The following is a 19,425-nucleotide window of genomic DNA, read 5'->3' on the forward strand; positions in this document are numbered from 1 at the left end:
CCTGGCTGGTCCAGATGATGGCCGCCCTCACCCCCGGCAGGGGGAGAGCTGATGACCGTCCCCGCGTTCCGCCGTCGGAAGGCCTTCGGCGGCCGCCACGACGAAACCCCGCCCGGTCCGGCCGGCACGAGCGACGTCATCGTCGACAGCGACCCCCTTGGGCGTTTCCGGTCAGTCCTGTGGTGAGGTTTCGGTTTGCCTCCTCTGAGCGGGCTCGGTCGTCGGCTTCTTGTGCGGGCTGAACAGCAGACAGAACAGGGCGGCGGCGACCAGGGCCACGGCGCACGCCACGAGGGTGGTCTGCATGGCGGTGACGAAGCCGGTGGCGAACGTGTCGGCGGTGACGCGTTCGTACAGGCCGGCCGTGGCGGGGTTCAGGCCGGCGGGCGGAGCGGGTGGACCGTAGGTTCGCGCGGCAGCGGTGCTGTTGTCGATGAACTGGGCGCGCAGATTCTCCGGTAGCCGTCCGGCGCTCTTCTCGGCCTCCGTCCGCAGGGTCGAGGAGAGGCGGGCCGACAGCAGGGCACCCAGCACGGCGGTGCCCAGGACGCCGCCGATCTGCCGGGTGGTGCTGGAGACGCCAGAGGCCGCCCCGGCCAGCCGGGGATCGACGCCGTCCATGGTGGCCTGCTGCAGTGGCGCGAACGTGGCGCCGCCGGCGATCCCGATGATGGTCAAACCGGGCAGCAGGCTCCACGCGCTACTGGTGGGGCCGGCCATGGCGACCAGCACCAGCAAGCCGACGGCCAGCAGCGTCATCCCGGCCATCAGGATGTACTTGCCACCGAACGTGTCCGACAGCCGCCCGGCGTACGCCGAGCCGACCGCGGTGAGCGCGGCGTTCGGCAGCACCACCAGGCCGGTCTCCAGCGCCGAGTACCCGCGCGCCATCTGCAGGTACAGCACCAGCACGAACATGATGCCGATCATGCCGAGCTGGAAGACGAATCCGACCCAGTTGCCGACCGCGAAGTTGCGCACGCCGAACAGGGCCGGAGGCATCAGGGGCTCGTCCCGCTGCCGGTACTGCCGGAGAACGAAGACCGCCAGCAGGGCGACGCCCGCCACGATGACCGAGGTGATGCTGATCGGGCCGGCGACGGTGCCCCAGTCGTAGCGTTCGCCCTCGATCAGGCCGAACACGATGCCGCTCAGCCCTGCGGTGGCCAGCGCGACGCCGACCAGGTCGAGCCGATGGCGGCGGCCCGAGCGCATGGGCGGCGCGAAGGTCAGCGCCAGCACAGCGGTGATGATCCCGATCGGGACGTTGATGAAGAAGATCCAGCGCCAGCTGAGATGGGCGAGCAGGAAGCCTCCGAGAACCGGGCCGACGATCGGGGCAAAGCCGACGATCGCCCCGAACAGCCCGAATGCGCGGCCACGCAGATGCGGCGGGAAGATCGTCAGGATCGATGAGATGACCTGCGGGAACAGCAACGCTCCGCCCAATCCCTGCAACAGCCGGGCGGTCAGCAGTTCAGGCGGTGAGCCGGCCAGCCCGCACAGCGCCGAGGCGACGGTGAAGGTGATGATGCCGATCACGTACAGCCGGCGGTATCCGAAGATGTCCCCCAGCCGGCCGGTGGTGATCAGCAGCACCGAGAAGACGAGCAGGTAGCCGTCGATGACCCACAGCACCTGGTCGTAGGAGGCGTCGATGCTGTGGATCAGCGTGGGAACGGCGACGTTGACGATGGATCCGTCGAGCAACGACATGAAGAAGCCGATGCACATGATCGCGAGGACCTGCCACGGACGCTGCGTGGCTGGTTGTTCGGCGGATTTGACTTCCGGCACGCCGGAGACCTCCCTGAGGAGAACCGTCTGCTGGGTGGTGACACGGACCGGGCCTGATGCCAGAACGGCGTTGACGCCGGCACACGGTCCCCGGCAGATCCCCGAGGGCTCGGAAAGGACCAGAACGGTCAACGCGCGTCGCCACCATCGCAGGACACCCTTTTTCAGGATGTGGTGAGCGACTTCCACCTTCCCCGTGTCATCGGGACCCGGGTGAAGCTGGTTGGCGAGGCGCGAAGCCCAACGGTGAGAAGTCGGCTCGAAGCGTAACACAGCGGTTCGGCCTGTGTGGATCAGGAGGCGGCCGGTCCCAGGAACGTCAGGCCCTCGACCGGGCGGCTCCTCGGAGGCCGACGTGTCCCGCAGACCGGTCTCCTCCTGCTCCGACTGCCGCAGTCGCGCGCTGGTTCGTTCCCCGTCCCGGTGCGAGGCGCGTCCCGTGCCCGCGGCCGGGATCAGGTGATGGCGGCTGGTTCGCGACGGGGGTGGACAGGCGATGTTCCCGTAGCGAGGTGTGCCCTGTCGGACCCGGCATTCTCACCATCCCGCCGTCTCGTGCCGCGACGCGGGACGGACAGGTCGGCGCCGGGGGATCCCCCCGGCGCGGACGCACGGGCTGGTCTCAGCCGCGCAGGACCTCGTCCAGCTTGGCGGCGAACGGTCCGGCCACTGTGGTGAACCCGCCGTGGTCGCCGGCGAAGACGACTGGCTCGCTGCCCAGCCACTCGGCGAGCGCGATCGCCGTACGTCGGGCGAGCTGTCCCTCGGTGGTCTCGCCGATGCCGACGACGATCCTGGGCGAGCCGGAGCGCAGCGCCTCGACGTCGGGCCGGTAGCCGCTGAGCGGCGTGATCCCGTGGCCGAGGAAGAAGTCGAGGTTGCCGCCGATCCTGCCGAACATCTCCATCTGCTCGGGCGTCGACGGCTGCTGCGGCGGGGCGTCCTCGCCACCGCCGACGCCGATGAGCTCCTCGAACCGCTTCATGCCCGCGGGCACGCCTTCGCGGCGGTAGGCCGCCTCCACCTCGCGCATTCCGGCGGCGACCTCGTCGGCGTCGGGGAGCAGGGTGATGCACGGTGGCTCATGCGCGACCAGGGTGCGCACGAGGGAGGGGTGCCTGGCCGTCAGGTTGAGGCCGATCTGCGCGCCGCCACTGCTGCCCAGCACGTACACGGGCTCGCCGCCCAGCGCGGCGATCAGCGCGGCCGCGTCGTCGCCGTGGACGTCCATGTCCTGGTCGAGCGTGGGGTCGTCGGGCACGCTGCGCGAGTTGCCGCGCGGGTCGTAGGCGACGACCGTGTAGCGGTCGGCGAGCAGGTGGGTGACGGCCGCGAAGATCCCCGCGTCGGTGGGGCCTCCGGGAATCATGACGAGGACCGGACCGGAGCCCTGGACCTCGTAGTAGAGCTGTGCGCCTGGAACCTGCAAGGTCTCTGTCTTCATGCGAGGAGCCTCTCACCGACAAATTTTTTTGTCAAGGGCGGGCGTAGAGTCGGCTCATGGAGAACACGTCGTGGGCGTTCGACCGTCCGATCACCTCTCCGTTCGCCCGGCCACGCGGCCTGGCGGGGCGTCTGGCCGGGCGCTTCATGCTCCTGACCAACGAGCAGCGCGAACTCGTGGCACTGCTCGGCGTCCGGCCGGGCGACCACGTCCTCGAGGTCGGCTACGGCCCCGGCAAGCTCGTCAGGATGCTCGCGTCAGGGCCCGCCGCGCGCATCTGTGGCGTCGACCCCTCCGCCGAGATGCGCGAGCAGGCAGCCCGGCCGCACCGGGGCGACGATCGGATCGACCTGCGGCTGGGTACGGCCGACGCGACCGGCTTCGGCGACGGGGTCTTCGACGGGGCGGTCTCCGTCAACAACGTCGCTCTGTGGCCGGACCTCGGCGCGGGCGTGCGCGAACTCCACAGGGTGCTCAAGCCGGGCGGGAAGGTCGTGATCGCCTGGCATGGCGGGAGCCTGCCCGGCCGGATCGCGGGAACGCTCAAGCTGCCGGAGGACAAGCTGGCGATGATCAGGGGCTCCATGGGAGAGCTGTTCGAGGACGTGGAGAGACACGAGTTGAAGGCGCTGACCGCCTTCACCGGCATCCGCCCGCGGACGGAGGGTCCCTAGACGTCGAGGATGCGGCAGGCGCCAGGGCTCCGCCTCGGGAGGAGCCGCGCCTCGACGGGCAGGGCGGCAGGACGGGGAATGCCGGTGAAAGCGACGTTCAACGAGAGGAAACGCGAATGAGCCTGCATCACGTCCGGCCCGGCGATCTGACCTCCGAGACCGCGCAGACCGGCGGCATGCGCAGGTGGGCGGCCATCAGCGGCGACAGCGTCGGGTCGTCCGCGATCTGGATGGGGCAGACCCACGTCGCGCCGGGAGCCGTGTCGGCGACCCACCATCACGGCGCCTCCGAGACGGCCATCTACGTGGTCAGCGGCAGGCCGTCGTTCGTGTTCGTGCACGAGGGGCAAGAGGTGCGGATCGACACCGAGCCCGGCGACTACGTGTACGTTCCGCCGTTCGCCCCGCATCGGGAGGAGAACCCCGACCCTGAGGTCGAGGCCGTGGTCGTGATCGCGCGGAGCACTCAGGAGGCGATTGTGGTGAACCTTTCCGAGTAAATCCGGGCTTGACTAATTGTGGGCGGATATGGTCGTCTCTTACCTTTCGTGATCAGTCGGCCACACTTCCCGGGGGAAAAGCCAGTCATGCCGCGGCTGTCCTGTGTCCTGCTCGTCTGCGCGCTGGTCGCCGGCGTGCCCACGGCTGCGCACGCCGTACCGATGGCCGGGCGAACACCCGGGACGGCCGTACAGGCCGGCCCGGGTTCCGGAGTCGCCGGCGGTGGCCAGGGCAGGGGGAGCGGCGGTTCCGGCCTGGCGGTCAGCGGCCCGGAGGGCGGGAAGCCGACGATCGAGCCGGTGGCGCGGGTGCGGGTTCCCGCGGCGGCGCAGGCCGCGATGGCACGGCGGCCCTCGCCGGCGACCGAGGCCGGAGCCGGGCGGCCGGACGGCCCCGGCAAGCCGGCGGTCACGGTGCCCGCGGGGCCGGCGCTGGTCGACAAGGTGGTCGCGGAGGCCGAGAAGCGGATGGCGGGGCCGAGCCCGTCGTCCGAGCTCGTCCTGCCCGACGCCGAGGAGGGCGGGCTGAGCCTGCTGCCGGCCAAGAAGGGCCTCAAGCTTCCGTTCCCTGTCACGCCGGACCTCCCCGTGGTGCGGGACGGGGTGCCGCTGATGACGTTCAAGCTGTGCGCGGCCGGCGCGGACCTGCCTGCCGCGTGCTCGTCGGCACGTCCCGTGGGCACGCCCGTCCAGGCGGACGTCACCGGCGACGGCATGCCCGACCTGCTGGCCACGCTCGTCCCGCAGAAGGCGGAGGGCGACAGCGTCGGCATCGGCTTCGGCGTCGTCCAGCTCGGCGGGCCGGTCAAGGCGCAGGTGTGGGCCGAGTACGCCGTGGCCTCCGACAAGGTGGTGAAGGTCGGCTTCGACGGCTACCGCAGGGGGAGCACGCTTGCGGGCCGCGACTGGGGCTCCTTCACCGTCGACCTGAGCGCGCTCGCCAAGGGACGGATCGACGTGCGGGCGACCGTACGGCGTAGCGCTCCTGGATCCTCCGCCGCCACCATCGCGGGGCTGGAGGGCAAGGCGCTGCTCAGCCTGCGCCAGACACCCGCCACCGAGCGGTTCAGCGCGCACGCCAGGATCGACGGCGACACGAGCGCGCTGACCGCGACCGCCTCAGCGAACGCCGAGCTCGACGCGCTCGTGGTCGCGCAGCGGCGCAGGTTCACCCAGGTGACGGTGGACAAGATGGGCGCCGAGCTGACCGCCGAGCTGACCAGGCCAGGCGACGTCCACTTCACCAGCTCGAGTCCGATCGCCAGGGCCGGTTTCCACGACTACGTGTTCAGGGACGGCAAGCTGTCCAGGGCGGCGGGGCTGTCGATCACCAGGCTGCCCCGCGAGTTCCGCGCCACCGCCCGGGCCCAGGGGCTGTCGGTCAGCTCGGGCTCGCCCCGGGCCAAGGCGGCCGACCTGAGCTTCTACGACGCGACCAGGGACCAGACGGTCGTCAGCGCGCGGCTCACCGGACTCCCCGCGAAGATCGCGGTCGAGCACGACGCCGCCGCCAACACGATCGTCCACACCGCCAGCTCGGCGCTCGGCGGATTGACGCTGCTGCTCCAGCGCGGGCAGGGAGCGATCGCCAGCCCGCCGGGCAACCACGTCACCATGATCAAGGACGGCGCCCGGCTGGGGGTGTCGGGACGGCTGACCGGCGTGGCGGGCTTCGAGGTGAGGTACGGCGCCACGCCCCGCGTCAAGCTCGCCCTCGACGCGGGAGGCGGCCCGTTCACGGGCGCGGCCGACATCGACGGGACGCACCTGGCCAGGCTGGAGATCTCCAACACGCCCGCCAAGGTGTCGGCCGATCTGGACCCCGAGGCCCGCACGGCCGCCTACACCGCCAACGGGACCATCGAACGGCTGCGCGCCTCCTACGCCAACCCGAAGACGGGCCTGAGCGTGGACGGCAGCGTGCGCGGAGTGCGGGGGAGCGTGAAGGCGTCGTGGGCGCTCGGCCCCCGGACGACCGTGGACGTGACGACCCCCGTCAGGCTCGGCAGGATCGACCTGCACGCCGCCGCGGCGCAGGGAGTGGTGAGGGCCAGCGTGAAGGGGGTGCGCGGGCACCTCACGGCGGTCGCCGACACCGAGGGCAGGCGGCTCGGCTGGACCGCCGACGCGCCTGTCTCCTCCGTCGTGGCGTGGGCGAGGGCGGGGGAGCTGCGAGCCGCCTTCACCGCGACCGGCGTGCCCGCCCGCTGGGAGGCCACCTGGTCCGCGCCGGGCACCGCGACGGCCCCGAGCACCCCGCCGGGCACCGCGACCGCTCCCAGCACCTCGCCGGGCACCGCGACCGCCCCGAGCACCCCGCCGGGCACCGCGGGCCAGGCGGGGGCTGCAGTCGGGGGGGTGAGGTTCAGGGGGCTGTCGGGGCCCATCGGGTCGGCGACGATCGCGGTCGCCAACCACGAGGGCGCGACCGCCCCTGCGGGCCCGCACCTGGCCGCGCATTACGACGCCGCCACCGGAAGGTTCGACGCCGGCGTCCGCCTGGACGGCCTGCGCAAGGCCGACCTCACCCAGAACGAGACCGGCACGGGCTTCACGGCCGACGTGCAGGCCGCCCGCCGTCCCATCGCCGTGGACGCCGACCTGCGCACCGCCACGGGCGACGGCTTCGGCGCCAGGGCCGTCCTCGGCCCGGCACCCGGTCGCGTCGCGGTCTCCAGCGCCAACGGCCGGCTGACCTACGACGCCTCCGACGTCAACCTCACCGGCCAGGTCTGGCTCGGCAATGCGACGGCCGTCCCCGACGCGCCCCGCGTGAAGGGAGGGGTCTCGCTCGTCGACGGCGGCACCCCCGCCCGGCCGGGCGTCAGGGCGTTCGTCGACCTCAAGGGCCTGCCCGGCAAGGTGGACGTCGACCTGGCGGGCAAGACCTTCACCTTCTCCGGCTTCCGCCCCGCCGGCCGCAGGCTCGCCCTCTACCTCGACAGCCGCGTGCTCGCCCCCGTGCCGATCCGCGCCAGCGCCACCCTCACGGGACTGCCCTCCGCGATCACCAGCATGACCGTCGGCCCCTTCGGGGTGCAGGGGCAGTCCGTCACCGCCGCCTACAAGATCGAACCCGCGGCGACGCTCGGCACCCTGGACGTCCGCGCCGAGACCGGCGAGGGCAGGCTGCGCGGCCGCGTGGTCGTCGACCCCGTGCCCGCCGCCGTCTCGGTCACCGGCGTGTACGGCGGCCGCACCAGGATCCGCGTCCACAACTCGGCCAGGGTCGAGCGCCTGGAGGCGGCCGTGACCTCGGGCGAGGCGACCGGCCTGCTGCGCTTCACCGACGTCCCGTCCGTGTTCGGCGTCGACGCCGACTCCACCGCCTCCGCGCTGCGGCTGCCGAACCTCACCTACAAGGCGAACGCCGGCACCCTCGACGGGCTGCTGGCCGTACAGGCCGGGCTGATCGAGAAGGTCTACCAGCCGCCCCAGGGACGCGTGCTCGACACCTTCCTCGAGGTGGGCGACCTGGGCGCGGACACCACGGCCAGGCTCAACCCCGACCTGTCCGTCGACCTGGTGTCCAAGCCCGCCCCCACCCGGCTGCTGCGCGCCCGCACGGGGCTCGACCTGCAGCCGGTGGCGGCGCAGAGGGTCTCCTCACGCAAGGACGTGCCGTACGCGGGCGGGTTCCTCGCCTACCGGCTCGACGGGCAGTTCGGGCTCGGCCCCAGCAGGATCGACGACGTGACGATCGCCGTGCACAAGATGTCGTGGCTGCGGATCCGCCCTGGCAAGGTGCCGTTCGGCGCGTCGGCGCCGCCGGCCGTCGGGTTCGTCTCGCCGGGGTTCGAGGGCGGCTACGACCGGCTCGACCTGCGGGCGAGCGGGGTGGATCTGCGTCCCGACGTACGGCTGGACGTGAAGGTCACCAGGAGCGTCGGCGCGGACGTGTTCGACCAGCGGGTGCGGATGGGCAGGACCACGTCGCTCCGGTTGCGCCGCTACGACCAGCGGATGCGGCCCATCAGCTCCAAGCAGGCCGTCAAGGCGGGCAGCGTGCCGCTGGCCTGCGTGACCGTCGGCACCAAACCGGGTGTCGTGCCCGCCAGGCGGGGCAACGCGCTGACGCTGCGCGGCGCGGACGGCCCGCAGATGGTCTCGCTGCTCGATCCCGGAGGGCAGGCGCCCGGTTACGCGATCGACCTGCTGACGCACTTCATGTCGCCCTTCCCCGGGGCGGAGTGGAAGGTCTCCTCGGTCGAGGCAGGGCGCTGCGACCAGTGATCAGTCCGGCCGCCTCCGCCCGGGTCTGCAGGGCGGTGACGATCTGCGCCATGCTCGGCCCGCTGCCACCGCCGGAACAGCGCAGACACCGCCCGCCAGGAGCCGTAGCGGTCCCGGGACGTCCCGCCAGGGCGCACCGACCCGCACCCGCCACCCGATCCCGTCGATGAGCTGCCGTTTCGTCCACGCCGACGACCGACCCGATCGCGTGGGCACAGACAACAGTGGTCAGGTCAAGCCGCCTCGTCACCGCTAGGGTGGCCGCGAGGTCTCCGGTGTTCGGCTCTCCTTGATCCATGAACCCTCTGCCGGAGACCTCACTTGCTTCACGATCACGACACGCCCGTCACACTGGGCTTCGCGGCAGACCCCAGGTACCTGATGCCGAGGCGTGACCGATGAGCATCAGAGTGGGTTGAGGCGGGCCTTGAGCAGGCAGAACTCATTGCCTTCTGGGTCGGCCAGGACATGCCACTGCTCCTGGCCTGTCTGACCGATGTCGGCCGGGCGAGCACCGAGCTTCAGAAGGCGTTCGAGCTCGGCGTCCTGATCGCGGTCGGTGGCGTTGACATCGATGTGCAGCCGGGACTTCCCCTTCTCCGGCTCATCCCTGCGACTGAGGATGATCGTCGGCTGCGGACCGCCGAACCCTTCGCGCGGCCCGATCTCCATCGAGCCGTCGTCCATGCGATCGAGCACGACGAAGTCCAGAACCTCGCACCAGAACCGCGCCAGCACCTCAGGGTCGCGGCAACCGAGCACGAGCTCACTGATACGACATGCCATAAACGAAACCTACTCTCCGCCGGTGAACTGCAGGGGAGGCCACACGCGAACCTCATGGCTCCCAGCAGCGAAAACAATCCCGCGACCGTACCAAACGAGGCCGGCACGGGCGAAATGATTTCAGGGCCGCCCTGTCCGGGCAGCTGGGCAAGGCCGTTGGCCATGCAGCCGGGAAGCTGACCAAGAGACACGACCAGCCGTACTCGGCCTGCGGGGGCGCCCTGCGCCGCGGCGTCCCCGCGGCGTCAAGTGGCTGTCAAGCGGTGTATGCCCAGGTGAAAGCGGGTGGGCGTAGACAGGAGGCGGTTGCGCGAACCCGCCCGAAAGGACCACTCCGATGGCTCGCTCATTTCTGGCCCTCGCCGCGGCCGCCATGGCCGCGGGCGCCGTCCTCGCCGCACCCGGTGCCGCGCAGGCCGCGACCGCCAGGGCGTGCGACGTCCATCTCGTGGCACCGCACGGCAGCCTCATCGGCGGTCTGTGGCGCTCCAGCGGCGCCGCGAACAGCGTCTACGGCTGCCCCGCCACCCAGGAGTTCGGCTTCCCCGAGACGCTGGGATCGTGGCAGCGCTTCGAGAACGGCAAGATCGTCTGGTCGCCGAACGTGGGGGACACCGCCCTGCTGCGCGTGTTCGAGAAGGACGGGAAGATGTTCTTCGAGTGGGACGACATGGGCCGGGAATGGGACTTCTTCAACGTCCGCTGGAGCCTTGACGCCGAGCTCGGCAACAAGAGCACGGACGTGCGGGTCAAGCGTGTGACAGGGCGGAGCGGCCGGTTCTCGGTCACCACGGGTCCCGCCGAGGACCTCGGCGGCGCCTCGAGCCGTGGCAGGCCGGCCGAGACGTGGCGCTTCGCCGTCCAGGGCTGCGACGCGGGCGCGCAGGGCTCCGAGTGCGGCCCGTGGAGCATCGCCAACGTCTATGCCCGCTAGCGAGGGCGGGCGGCGGCCGGGAGCCGCGCATGGGCCCGTCGACCATGCCGCCCCCTGGAGATGGCGGCAGCCGGATCACGCCGACGTGGACGCCGGATCCCGTCTCCACAGCAGGACGACAGCCGCAAGCCCGGCAAGGCAGGGCAGCAGCCCCGTCAGGCCGATGAAGGCGGGCACGATCGTGCGGCCGTACTCCTCCGCGAAGAGGTTCACGAGAGCGGCGCATCCGGCGAGGGCGAGAACGATCGTCGCGGCGACCCGTGCCCACCGCCTCCTCCGCCTGACGGCGACGATCAGCCACCACCACGAGAGGACTCCCAGCGCTCCGGTGACCAGCAGGTAGGTCAGCAGGACGGTGGCGGTCGAGTCCACCTGGTCCGGCTGAAGGTAGGCGGAATAGACGTCACGGACGTGGCTCGACAGGGTGTCGCCGATCGCCAGGTCCGCGAGGGGGACGAGCATGGCGATCAGGGTGAGCGCCAGTCCGACGTACATGATCACGACTGTCCGCCGGGTGGATGGGGGCAGCGCCGGTTTCGTGGTGAGAGTCGGCATCGTTTCTCCTCAACATGCAGTGCACACGAATGAGCGGAAACGTAACCGGCGGAGCCGCGCTAGAGCTTGAAGAAATGGGACATCGCGCGGCGGCCGGGGGAGGCGGGCCGCAGCGATGCCGCGAACTCGCCGGGCGAACACTGCACGAGAGCCCTGAACTCGCGGCTGAGATGCGCCTGGTCGGAGTATCCCGCGTCGGAGGCGACGTCGCTGAACGCCCTGCCGCGGTCCTCCAGCAGAGCCAGCGCGCGTTCGAAGCGGAGGATCCGTCCCACGGTCTTGGGTGGCAACCCGATCTGCTCGTGGAATCTCCTGACCAGGTGGCGCCTGCTCCATCCGAGCTGCTCGGCGAGAGCGCCGATCCTGATCACGCCGGACGTGGCGCGAAGCCGCCGCCACGCCCATTCCACGGCGGGGTCGGCCTGCGGGCCCGAGGAGATGAGCCCGGCGAGGGCTGTGCCGAGGGCCTCGAAACGAAGAGGCCAGCTCGGCGCCTCCGCCAGCCGCTCGACCAGGAGGGAGCCTGTCCGGCCGAGCAGCGCCTCCAGGTCCAGGAACGCGTTGCTGATCTCGTGCATCGGCACGCCGAAGATCGAATAAGCCTCCAGCGGGCTCAGCCATATCTGAACGCCGTGCTGCGACCCGCCGATCCCGGTCACCGCCGGGCGGTCGTGCAGGCCGGCGACGAGGGAGGTGAGAGTCGTACCCGAGCCTTCCATGGGGGAGCGGAGGACCTCCACCGGGTCGCCGAACGCCAGGACGACGACCACCACGCTGGACGGGATCTCCCGGCGGAGCACCGTCGTGGCCAGGCGCTCCCGGTAACCTGCGCAGTCGACGAGACGGCCGGCGAGCGGTCCGCCGGGCCGGAGGCAGACGACCTCGTCCGTGCCGGAGGGCAGCAGTGGCACGGCCATCAGGAGTGCCGGTCTCCGGCGGTCTCGTGGATCGTCCTGCCGCTTCCACGCGCGGACACGCCCACGGTGAGGCCCGTCGCGATGGCCTCAGGGCACCACCCACGGTTCCTGATCGTCCTGTTGTTCCTGGCAACCAGGCCCGCGGCGGCCCGCTTGGCGCCGGCGATGGCGAGCCGGGTCCTGACCCGCGAGGGGGACGGGACGGCGGGGGAGACCGTCGCGGGGGAGGCGGGAGGCCGAGACGGAGCGGTGGGCATGGCGAGGGGCGGCAGCGGCCCGCGGCCGGCCGGGCTTCCTGCCAGGACGGCGATGAGCGGTGCCTGTCGCACGATGCGCACCCTTTCGATGGATCCCCGGTAGCCGGGACCCTAGACGATGGACGGCCCCGCCGCGCGGCGGCGGCTCGCCGGCGACGCGCGTTCGACCAGGTCGCGCGCGCCGCCGTTCGTGCCGCAGTGCCGCGTGCGCGGGACGCGCCGAAGGCCGGCGAGCCGCATGTGTGCGGGCCGGCGAGGAATGATCAGCCGGCCAGGTCCAGCACCAGGGTCGACACGACCAGCACGAGGAAGCCGATCGCCAGGCCGAACTGCGGCGAGTAGTCGCGCGCGAGCAGGTGCGTGTGGACGGCGCAGGTGAAGAACAGGACGAGGCCGACGGCGGCGGCGGTCCCGATCAGCGGCACGCCGGCGAGGCCGAGCAGCAGCCCGAGCGCGCCCAGCGTCTTCAGGGTGCCGATCGGGAAGGTCAGCCAGGACCGCGGGACGCCCGCCTTGGCCATACCCGGGATGATCGGCTGGAAGTGGAGGAGGGCGGCGACACCCGAGAAGGTGGTGGCGGCGATGGCCAAGACGGTGACGATGACGTGGGCGGTCATGGCGAGAGCTCCGATTCCCTGGGGCGGATCCGTACGTGCAGGACCAAAGAGGGCTACGGAGCCGCATGTGTGACATCCGGGCCGCGGGGCCGTACACATCCGGGCCGCGGGGCCGGACCTTGCCGGAGCCTCGAAAAGTTGGGGGGTGAGGCTCATAAGCGTTCACGTTCGTTGGGGTGGCGCGCTCGGATCGTCAGCATTCCTACATCCCCACCCCCCGAGGAGCACACCCCCATGTGGATTGGTAAAGCGCTGCTCGTCGGCGCGCTGCTGACGACCGCGGCCGCCCCTGTCACACCCGCCCAGGACACCACGCTGCGCGTGAAGATGTCGGGGTCGGGCGTCGACACCCTCAACCCCTTCCTCGCCTTCTTCAACGGCGCGCTCGACATCTTCGGAACGATCTACCCCTCGCTCAACTCCCTCGACGAGAACGGCAAGCCGGGCCCCTACCTGGCGACCGAGTGGACGCAGGGTCCCGACCAGCTCACCTGGACCTTCAAGCTGCGCGAAGGGCTGAAGTGGAGCGACGGGCGGCCGATCACCGCCGAGGACGCCGCCTGGACGCTCGAGCTCATCAGGACCGACTCCGTGGCGGGCACCGCCAACGGGTCGCTGGTCAGCAACTTCGAGCGGGTCACCGCCCCCGATCCCACGACACTCGTGATCAAGACGAAGAAGCCGCAGGCGAACGTGATGTACGTCAGCATCCCGATCAGCGGCATCCCCATCGTGCCCAAGCACGTCTGGGAGCCGCACGTGAAGGAGCTGAAGGACTACAAGAACGACGCCTTCCCCGTCGTCGGCTACGGCCCGTGGACGCTGACCGACCACCGGCCCGAGCAGTACGCCAGGTTCGACGCCAACAAGGGTTTCGTGCTCGGCGCCCCCGGCTTCGACCACCTCGTCCAGCAGAGCTTCAAGGAGTCGGACGCGGCGGTGGCGGCGCTGCGCAGCGGCCAGCTCGACTACATCAACGGCGTCAACCCGACCCAGTTCACCGCGCTCAAGGCCGACTCCTCGCTGCTGGCCGTCCAGGAAGTGGGCAACGGGTGGACGGGTATCGAGCTGAACCCCGGCGCCAGGACCCGCAGCGGCAAGCCCATCGGCACCGGGCACCCGGCGCTGCGCGAGCAGGTGGTGCGTGACGCGATCGCGCTGGCCATCGACAAGCCCACGCTGGTCACCAAGGTCATCAACGGGCTCGGGCAGCTCGGGCACGGCTACTTGCCGCCCGCGTGGCCGCAGTGGAGCTGGAAGCCCGCGCCGGAGGAGGAGCACGTCTTCGACCCCGCCAAGGCCAACCAGCTCCTCGACGCGGCGGGCTACACCAAGGGCGCCGACGGGGTCAGGGTCGACCCGAAGAGCGGCAAGCCGCTGGCCTTCAGACTCGGCACGCACTCCGACGACTCGGCCGACGCGGCCATCTCCACCTACCTCGTCGGCTGGCTGGAGGCGATCGGCGTCAAGCTGACGATCCAGCCGCTCAGCATGAGCGCGCTCAACAGCGACCTGGCCAAGGGCGACTGGGACATCCTCATGGACGGCTGGACCACCGGGCCCGACCCCACCTACCTGCTCGGCATCCAGACCTGCGCCACCCTGCCGAAGGACGACGGCACCGGCGGAAACACCGAGGCGTACTACTGCGACAAGGACTACGACGCGCTGTTCGAGCGGCAGCTCACGACGGCCGACCCCGCCGAGCGCGCGACGATCGTCGCCGAGATGCAGCGCACGCTGTACAAGGCGAACGTCGACCAGATCCTCTACTACGCCAACACCCTCGACGTGGCCCGCACCGACACCGTGAAGGGCATCGTCACCGGCACACCGAACGCCGACGGCCTGCACCCTGCGCAGACCGCCTTCTGGAGCTACCTGAAGGCCGCCCCGCCCACCGCGACGAAGGCGGGCGCCCCGGGTGGCAGCGGCGGCGGCACGGCGGTGTGGCTCGGGCTGGGCGCGCTGGTGATCGTCGCCGTCGGCGGGACACTGGTGCTGCGCCGCAGGAAGACGGCGGGCGACCGTGAGTAGTGCCTCGACCGGTACGGCGGTGCGCGGCTTCGGCCGCCACCTCGCCGAGAAGCTGGCCGCCGCCGTGGTCAGCTTCTTCGTCACACTCGTCATCGGCTTCGTCATCTTCAGCCTCATGCCGGCCGATCCGGTCAGGACCCTCACCAGGGGCCGGCCCACCAGCGAGGCCCAGCTCGCCCAGCTCAGGCTCCAGCTCGGCCTCGACGACCCGCTCTGGCAGCGCTTCCTCACCTTCGTCGGCGACACCCTGCGTGGCGAGCTCGGCTACTCCTGGCAGTTCCAGCAGCAGGTCTCCACCCTGGTCGCCGAACGGCTCGGCCCGACGCTGCTGCTCATGGGCACCTCCGCGGCCGTCTCGGTCGCGCTGGGGCTGTGGCTGGGCATGCGCAGCGGCTGGCGGCAGGGCAGCGTTTTCGACCGGATCACCTCGGGCGCGTCGCTGACCCTGTGGTCGGTGCCGACGTTCTGGCTCGGCATGATCCTGCTCGTCGCCTTCAGCATCCCAGGGCTCCTGCCCGCGGGCGGCATGAGCGACCCCTCGCTGCCCACCACCGACGTGCTCGACGTGGCCCGCCACCTGGTCCTGCCCTGCCTCACCATGGTCCTGGTGATCTTCGCGCAGTACGTGACGGTCATGCGGTCCTCGATCATCGACGAGCGGGGCGCGGCCTACCTGCTCACCGCCCGTGCCAAGGGCCTCACCGACGCCGACGTACGGCGCAGGCACGCCGCGCCCAACGCCCTGCTGCCCTCGGTCACCATGATCTTCATGCACCTCGGCACGCTGGTCAGCGGCGCGATCACCGTCGAGGCCGTCTACTCATGGCCCGGGCTCGGCTACCTCACCTACCAGGCACTCAAGATCCCCGACCTGCCCCTGCTCCAGGGCACGTTCATCATCTTCAGCGCGAGCGTGATCATCATGAACCTGCTGGCGGACCTCGCCTACCGCTTCCTCGACCCCAGGGTGCGTGCCCAGTGAGGTCGCTGCTCTGGGGCGTCGGGGTGCTCGCCGCCTTCGCGGTGCTCGCTCTCACCGCCCCCCTCTACATCGGCGACGCCGACCTCAACGTCGTCAAGGTCACGGGCCCCCAGCTGTCGCCGCCCGTCGCCGGCTACCCTCTCGGCACCGACCAGGCGGGCCGCTCGGTGCTGCTGCTGGTCATCTGGGGCGCGCGGGAGTCGCTGGCCATCGGCCTGATCGCCACCGCTCTCACCGTGGTGCTCGGCAGCGCCGTCGGCCTGCTTGCCGGGCACTACCAGGGCGCGCTCGGCAAGGCGCTCATGCACGTCACCGACTGGTTCATCGCGCTGCCCAGCCTGCCGCTGGCCATCTCGCTGTCGGCGGTGCTCGGCCAGGGGGCGGCCTCCATCACGATCGCGATCGCCGTCACCTCGTGGACGGCCACCGCCCGCCTGGTCCGCGCCCAGACCCTCGCCGTGGAGGCCAGGCCGTTCATCGAACGGGCCAGGGTCCTCGGCGCGGGCAACGCCCAGGTGATGCTGCGCCACGTGCTGCCCAACGTCCTGCCGCTGATCCTCGTCTCCAGCACGCTGACCGTGGCCTCGGCGATCCTGTCGGAGGCGACGCTGACCTTCCTCGGCCTCGGCGACCCGACCAGTGTGACCTGGGGCTCGATGCTCCAGGCCGCCTTCTCGGGCGGGGCGGTCACCGCGGGCGCGTGGTGGTACCTGCTGCCACCCGGGGTCGCGATCCTCATAGTCGTGCTCGGCTTCACGCTCACCGGGCGGGCCGTCGAGCACCTGCTCGACCCCAGAAGGGCCGCCCATGCTTGAGGTGCGCGATCTGAACGTCAGCTACGGACCCGCCCAGGCCGTCAGAGGGGTGAGCTTCGAGCTGGACCGCGGACAGACACTCGGCGTCGCGGGCGAGTCGGGGTGCGGCAAGTCGACGATGGCGCTCAGCCTGCTGCGGCTGCTGCCCGACACCGCCCACGTCACGGGGCGGGTGCTGTTCGAGGGGGAGGACCTGCTCACCGCGCGGTGGGCGAGGCTGCGCGCCGTCCGGTGGAACGCCGCCTCGGTGGTGTTCCAGGGCGCGATGAGCGCGCTCAACCCGGTCCGCACGGTCGGCGACCAGATCTGCGAGCCGATCCTGCTGCACGAAAGGGTGAGCGTGAAGGCCGCGCGCAGGCGGGCCGCCGAGCTGCTCGACGCGGTCGGCGTGCCCGCGCGAAGGGCGCGCGACTACCCGCACGAGTTCTCAGGCGGCCAGCGGCAGCGCATAATGATCGCGATGGCGCTCGCCTGCCGGCCCGACCTGATCGTCGCCGACGAGCCGACGACCGCGCTCGACGTGATGGTGCAGGCCCAGATCCTGCGGCTACTCGGCGACCTGGTCCGCGAGTCGGGCATCGGCGTCATCATGATCAGCCACGATCTCGCGGTGCTGGCCCAGATGTGCGAGCGGCTCGCGGTCATGTACGCAGGGCGGATCGTCGAGACGGGCCCGGCGCGGGAGCTGATCGCCGACCCCCGTCATCCCTACACCAGGGCGCTGGCCAGGGCCTTTCCCACCATCGGCGACCCCGCGTCCAGGCTGGCTCCCGAAGGGCTGCCCGGTGACCCCCCGAGGATCGCCGACCTGGGCGGCGGCTGCGCCTTCGCGCCCAGGTGCGCGTCGGCCGACGCCGCGTGCCGTACCCGATCGGTGGAGCTGTGGCCGAGCGGCCGGGACCGCGCGGCCGCCTGCCTGCGCGTGCTGGAAGGAGAGGCGTCATGACGCCGGTGCTGGAGGCGCGCGGGCTGGAGATCGCCTACGGAAACGCGCGCGCGGTCGACGGAGTCGATCTCGAGGTACGGCAGGGCGAGATCGTCGCGCTCGTCGGCGAGTCGGGCTGCGGCAAGTCCAGCCTGGCCAGAGCGCTCGTCGGCCTGGTCAGGCCCACCCGAGGCGAGATCCGCCACCTGGGCACACCGCTGGACTACCGGCGGCTGAAGGAGTACCGCCGCCACGTCCAGCTCATCCTGCAGGACCCCGGCGGGGCGCTGAATCCCCGCCAGACCGTGCACGCCGCCGTCGCCGAGGGGCCGCGCCTGCACGGGCTGAAGGGTGACAGGGTGACCTCCGCGCTGGCCAGAGCGGGGCTGCGGCCACCCGAGGACTACCTTAGGCGCTACCCGCACGAACTGTCGGGCGGGCAGCAACAGCGCGTCGTCATCGCGGGGGCGCTCGCCCTCGAACCGTCGGTGATCGTCGCCGACGAGCCCGTCGCCTCGCTCGACGCCTCGGTCAGAGGCGAGATACTCAAGCTCATCCTCGGGCTGAGGGACGAGCTCGGGATGTCGGCCCTGGTCGTCAGCCATGATCTGGGTCTGGCCTGGAACATCGCCGACAGGGTCGCGGTGATGTACCTCGGCAGGATCGTCGAGACGGGAACCGTGGAGGAGGTGCTCATCAGGCCGCGCCACCCCTACACCAGGGCCATGCTCGCCGCCGCGTCGGGCACGGCGACGCCCCTGCAGGGCGAGCCTCCCGACCCCGCCCGCATCCCGCCCGGCTGCAGGTTCCACCCCCGCTGTGCCAGCCGTACCGACGAGTGCGGTTCGATCGACCCGCCCGTGCGGGCGGGAGTCGCCTGTCATCTCGCGTCCCTGCATCTCACACCCTTGGAGGAGATTTCGTGATCCGTCCGCCTGCTCTGCGACCCGGCGACCGCGTGGCGGTGATCGCCGCGAGCGGCCCGCCCAACCAGGACAACCTCGACCGAGGGCTGCGCGCCATGGAAGCGGTCGGCCTCAAGCCCGAGGTCTTCAGCGCCGCGCGCATGGGCGGCACCGAGTACGACTACCTGGCCGGCGACGACGTCACCCGCGCCACCGAGCTGACCGGCGCCCTGGCCGACCCGTCCTTCGCCGCCGTCTTCTGCGCGTGCGGCGGGTACGGCATGCAGCGCACGCTCGAACTCGTCGACTGGTCGCGCGTCCCCGCCGACCGGCCGAAGGTCGTGGTGGGCTACTCCGACGTCACCGCGCTGCTGGAGGCGCTCGCCGTCAAGCTGGGCTGGGTGTCGCTGTTCGGCCCCATGGTCGCCTGCGACGGCTTCTACCAGGGTCCGGGACAGTACGACTTCGACCAGCTCATGAAGCTGCTGTTCACCCCCGAAGACGTGCGTGAACTGACTTTTCCGGACTTCAGGACCGTCGTGCCGGGCGTCGCCGAGGGGCACACGCTCGGCGGCACCGCGACCCTGCTGGCCGCCTCCCTCGGCACCGACACCAGCCTTCCCGCCCGCGACGCCATCCTCTTCCTCGAAGACGTCGACGAGGAGCTGTTCCGCCTCGACCGCTACATCACGCAGCTGCGCCGCGCCACCTACAGCGACGGCGTGGCGGGCATCCTGCTGGGCACCTTCACCGACTGCGGTGACCCGCGCGACGTGGAACGCATGCTGGTCGAGCGCCTCGGCGACCTCGGCGTCCCGGTCATGGCCGGCGCCGACATCGGGCACGGCATCGCCATGCAGACCTACCCGATCGGCGTGCGGGCCCGCCTGGACACCGAGCGCGGCACCCTGACCTTCCTGGAGCCCGTGCTCACCCCGCCCGCCGACCACGACGAGGCGGGCGGCGCCCAGCCCTGAGAAACCCCGCCGAGCCCCCGCCCGGGCCCTCGGCTCAAAGGCCCCGCCCGGGCCGCCGGCCGAGCCCACG

17 protein-coding genes are annotated in these 19,425 nt (G+C 71.3%); 10 read left to right on the forward strand and 7 right to left on the reverse strand.

The window, feature by feature from the left end:
• Positions 1-171: 171 nt before the first annotated feature.
• Both ACFSKW_RS26410 and ACFSKW_RS26415 read right to left on the reverse strand, forming a co-directional pair.
• A complete protein-coding gene (locus ACFSKW_RS26410) occupies positions 172-1,797 on the reverse strand; it encodes a DHA2 family efflux MFS transporter permease subunit (protein WP_379575124.1) in 1,626 nt (541 codons plus the stop codon).
• Between the two features lie 622 nt (positions 1,798-2,419).
• Complete coding sequence (locus tag ACFSKW_RS26415) at positions 2,420-3,241, reverse strand: alpha/beta fold hydrolase (protein WP_379575125.1); 822 nt, start codon at positions 3,239-3,241, stop codon at positions 2,420-2,422.
• Positions 3,242-3,297: 56 nt separating this feature from the next.
• On the opposite strand from ACFSKW_RS26415, the gene ACFSKW_RS26420 reads away from it, so the two are divergent.
• The 3 genes from ACFSKW_RS26420 (at position 3,298) to ACFSKW_RS26430 (ending at position 8,648) form a co-directional block, all read left to right on the forward strand.
• Positions 3,298-3,915: a class I SAM-dependent methyltransferase gene (locus ACFSKW_RS26420; RefSeq protein WP_379575126.1), complete on the forward strand. Its 618-nt coding sequence runs from the start codon at positions 3,298-3,300 to the stop codon at positions 3,913-3,915.
• Positions 3,916-4,031: 116 nt separating this feature from the next.
• Positions 4,032-4,415, forward strand: coding sequence for a cupin domain-containing protein (locus ACFSKW_RS26425; RefSeq protein WP_379575127.1), 384 nt, complete (start codon positions 4,032-4,034; stop codon positions 4,413-4,415).
• An 87-nt stretch (positions 4,416-4,502) separates the two neighbouring features.
• Entirely contained in the window at positions 4,503-8,648 is a 4,146-nt protein-coding gene (locus ACFSKW_RS26430; RefSeq protein WP_379575128.1) for an RHS repeat domain-containing protein, read from the forward strand.
• Positions 8,649-9,053: 405 nt separating this feature from the next.
• Here the strand turns inward: ACFSKW_RS26430 and ACFSKW_RS26435 are convergent, their stop codons facing one another.
• On the reverse strand, positions 9,054-9,434 hold the full coding sequence (locus ACFSKW_RS26435; protein ID WP_379575129.1) for a VOC family protein: 381 nt from the start codon (positions 9,432-9,434) through the stop codon (positions 9,054-9,056).
• A gap of 337 nt (positions 9,435-9,771) precedes the next feature.
• On the opposite strand from ACFSKW_RS26435, the gene ACFSKW_RS26440 reads away from it, so the two are divergent.
• Entirely contained in the window at positions 9,772-10,368 is a 597-nt protein-coding gene (locus ACFSKW_RS26440; protein ID WP_379575130.1) for an LGFP repeat-containing protein, read from the forward strand.
• Positions 10,369-10,443: 75 nt separating this feature from the next.
• Here ACFSKW_RS26440 and ACFSKW_RS26445 read toward each other — a convergent pair whose 3' ends face one another.
• From ACFSKW_RS26445 to ACFSKW_RS26460, 4 genes are all read right to left on the reverse strand, one after another.
• Positions 10,444-10,923 (reverse strand): hypothetical protein, encoded by a 480-nt coding sequence (locus tag ACFSKW_RS26445; protein ID WP_379575131.1) that lies wholly within the window; start codon positions 10,921-10,923, stop codon positions 10,444-10,446.
• Positions 10,924-10,982: 59 nt separating this feature from the next.
• Positions 10,983-11,840, reverse strand: coding sequence for a helix-turn-helix domain-containing protein (locus tag ACFSKW_RS26450; protein ID WP_379575132.1), 858 nt, complete (start codon positions 11,838-11,840; stop codon positions 10,983-10,985).
• Complete coding sequence (locus tag ACFSKW_RS26455; protein ID WP_379575133.1) at positions 11,840-12,169, reverse strand: hypothetical protein; 330 nt, start codon at positions 12,167-12,169, stop codon at positions 11,840-11,842. The genes ACFSKW_RS26450 and ACFSKW_RS26455 overlap by 1 nt, the downstream gene beginning before the upstream one ends.
• Positions 12,170-12,360: 191 nt before the next feature.
• Positions 12,361-12,714, reverse strand: a complete 354-nt coding sequence (locus ACFSKW_RS26460) for a DoxX family protein (protein WP_379575134.1) — start codon at positions 12,712-12,714, stop codon at positions 12,361-12,363.
• A gap of 234 nt (positions 12,715-12,948) precedes the next feature.
• On the opposite strand from ACFSKW_RS26460, the gene ACFSKW_RS26465 reads away from it, so the two are divergent.
• From ACFSKW_RS26465 to ACFSKW_RS26490, 6 genes are read left to right on the forward strand one after another with little or no spacing between them, the layout of a single operon-like run.
• Positions 12,949-14,751: an ABC transporter substrate-binding protein gene (locus ACFSKW_RS26465; protein WP_379575135.1), complete on the forward strand. Its 1,803-nt coding sequence runs from the start codon at positions 12,949-12,951 to the stop codon at positions 14,749-14,751.
• Positions 14,744-15,733, forward strand: a complete 990-nt coding sequence (locus ACFSKW_RS26470; RefSeq protein WP_379575136.1) for an ABC transporter permease — start codon at positions 14,744-14,746, stop codon at positions 15,731-15,733. The genes ACFSKW_RS26465 and ACFSKW_RS26470 overlap by 8 nt, the downstream gene beginning before the upstream one ends.
• Positions 15,730-16,548 carry an ABC transporter permease gene (locus ACFSKW_RS26475; RefSeq protein ID WP_379575137.1) on the forward strand — a complete coding sequence of 273 codons (819 nt, stop codon included), beginning with the start codon at positions 15,730-15,732 and terminating at the stop codon, positions 16,546-16,548. The genes ACFSKW_RS26470 and ACFSKW_RS26475 overlap by 4 nt, the downstream gene beginning before the upstream one ends.
• Complete coding sequence (locus ACFSKW_RS26480; protein WP_379575138.1) at positions 16,541-17,494, forward strand: ABC transporter ATP-binding protein; 954 nt, start codon at positions 16,541-16,543, stop codon at positions 17,492-17,494. Before ACFSKW_RS26475 ends, ACFSKW_RS26480 begins: the two co-directional genes overlap by 8 nt.
• Entirely contained in the window at positions 17,491-18,399 is a 909-nt protein-coding gene (locus ACFSKW_RS26485) for an ABC transporter ATP-binding protein (RefSeq protein WP_379575139.1), read from the forward strand. The genes ACFSKW_RS26480 and ACFSKW_RS26485 overlap by 4 nt, the downstream gene beginning before the upstream one ends.
• Complete coding sequence (locus tag ACFSKW_RS26490) at positions 18,396-19,355, forward strand: S66 peptidase family protein (protein ID WP_379575140.1); 960 nt, start codon at positions 18,396-18,398, stop codon at positions 19,353-19,355. Before ACFSKW_RS26485 ends, ACFSKW_RS26490 begins: the two co-directional genes overlap by 4 nt.
• Positions 19,356-19,425 lie beyond the last annotated feature (70 nt).

Source organism: Nonomuraea mangrovi (assembly GCF_042681425.1).
GTDB lineage: Bacteria > Actinomycetota > Actinomycetes > Streptosporangiales > Streptosporangiaceae > Nonomuraea > Nonomuraea mangrovi.

Coding starts and splice junctions, on each gene's coding strand:
- ACFSKW_RS26430 (WP_379575128.1), top strand. CDS start 4,503: ATGCCGCGGCTGTCCTGTGTCCTGCTCGTCTGCGCGCTGGTCGCCGGC.
- ACFSKW_RS26460 (WP_379575134.1), bottom strand. CDS start 12,714: ATGACCGCCCACGTCATCGTCACCGTCTTGGCCATCGCCGCCACCACC.
- ACFSKW_RS26435 (WP_379575129.1), bottom strand. CDS start 9,434: ATGGCATGTCGTATCAGTGAGCTCGTGCTCGGTTGCCGCGACCCTGAG.
- ACFSKW_RS26425 (WP_379575127.1), top strand. CDS start 4,032: ATGAGCCTGCATCACGTCCGGCCCGGCGATCTGACCTCCGAGACCGCG.
- ACFSKW_RS26485 (WP_379575139.1), top strand. CDS start 17,491: ATGACGCCGGTGCTGGAGGCGCGCGGGCTGGAGATCGCCTACGGAAAC.
- ACFSKW_RS26480 (WP_379575138.1), top strand. CDS start 16,541: ATGCTTGAGGTGCGCGATCTGAACGTCAGCTACGGACCCGCCCAGGCC.
- ACFSKW_RS26420 (WP_379575126.1), top strand. CDS start 3,298: ATGGAGAACACGTCGTGGGCGTTCGACCGTCCGATCACCTCTCCGTTC.
- ACFSKW_RS26445 (WP_379575131.1), bottom strand. CDS start 10,923: ATGCCGACTCTCACCACGAAACCGGCGCTGCCCCCATCCACCCGGCGG.
- ACFSKW_RS26415 (WP_379575125.1), bottom strand. CDS start 3,241: ATGAAGACAGAGACCTTGCAGGTTCCAGGCGCACAGCTCTACTACGAG.
- ACFSKW_RS26440 (WP_379575130.1), top strand. CDS start 9,772: ATGGCTCGCTCATTTCTGGCCCTCGCCGCGGCCGCCATGGCCGCGGGC.
- ACFSKW_RS26465 (WP_379575135.1), top strand. CDS start 12,949: ATGTGGATTGGTAAAGCGCTGCTCGTCGGCGCGCTGCTGACGACCGCG.
- ACFSKW_RS26450 (WP_379575132.1), bottom strand. CDS start 11,840: ATGGCCGTGCCACTGCTGCCCTCCGGCACGGACGAGGTCGTCTGCCTC.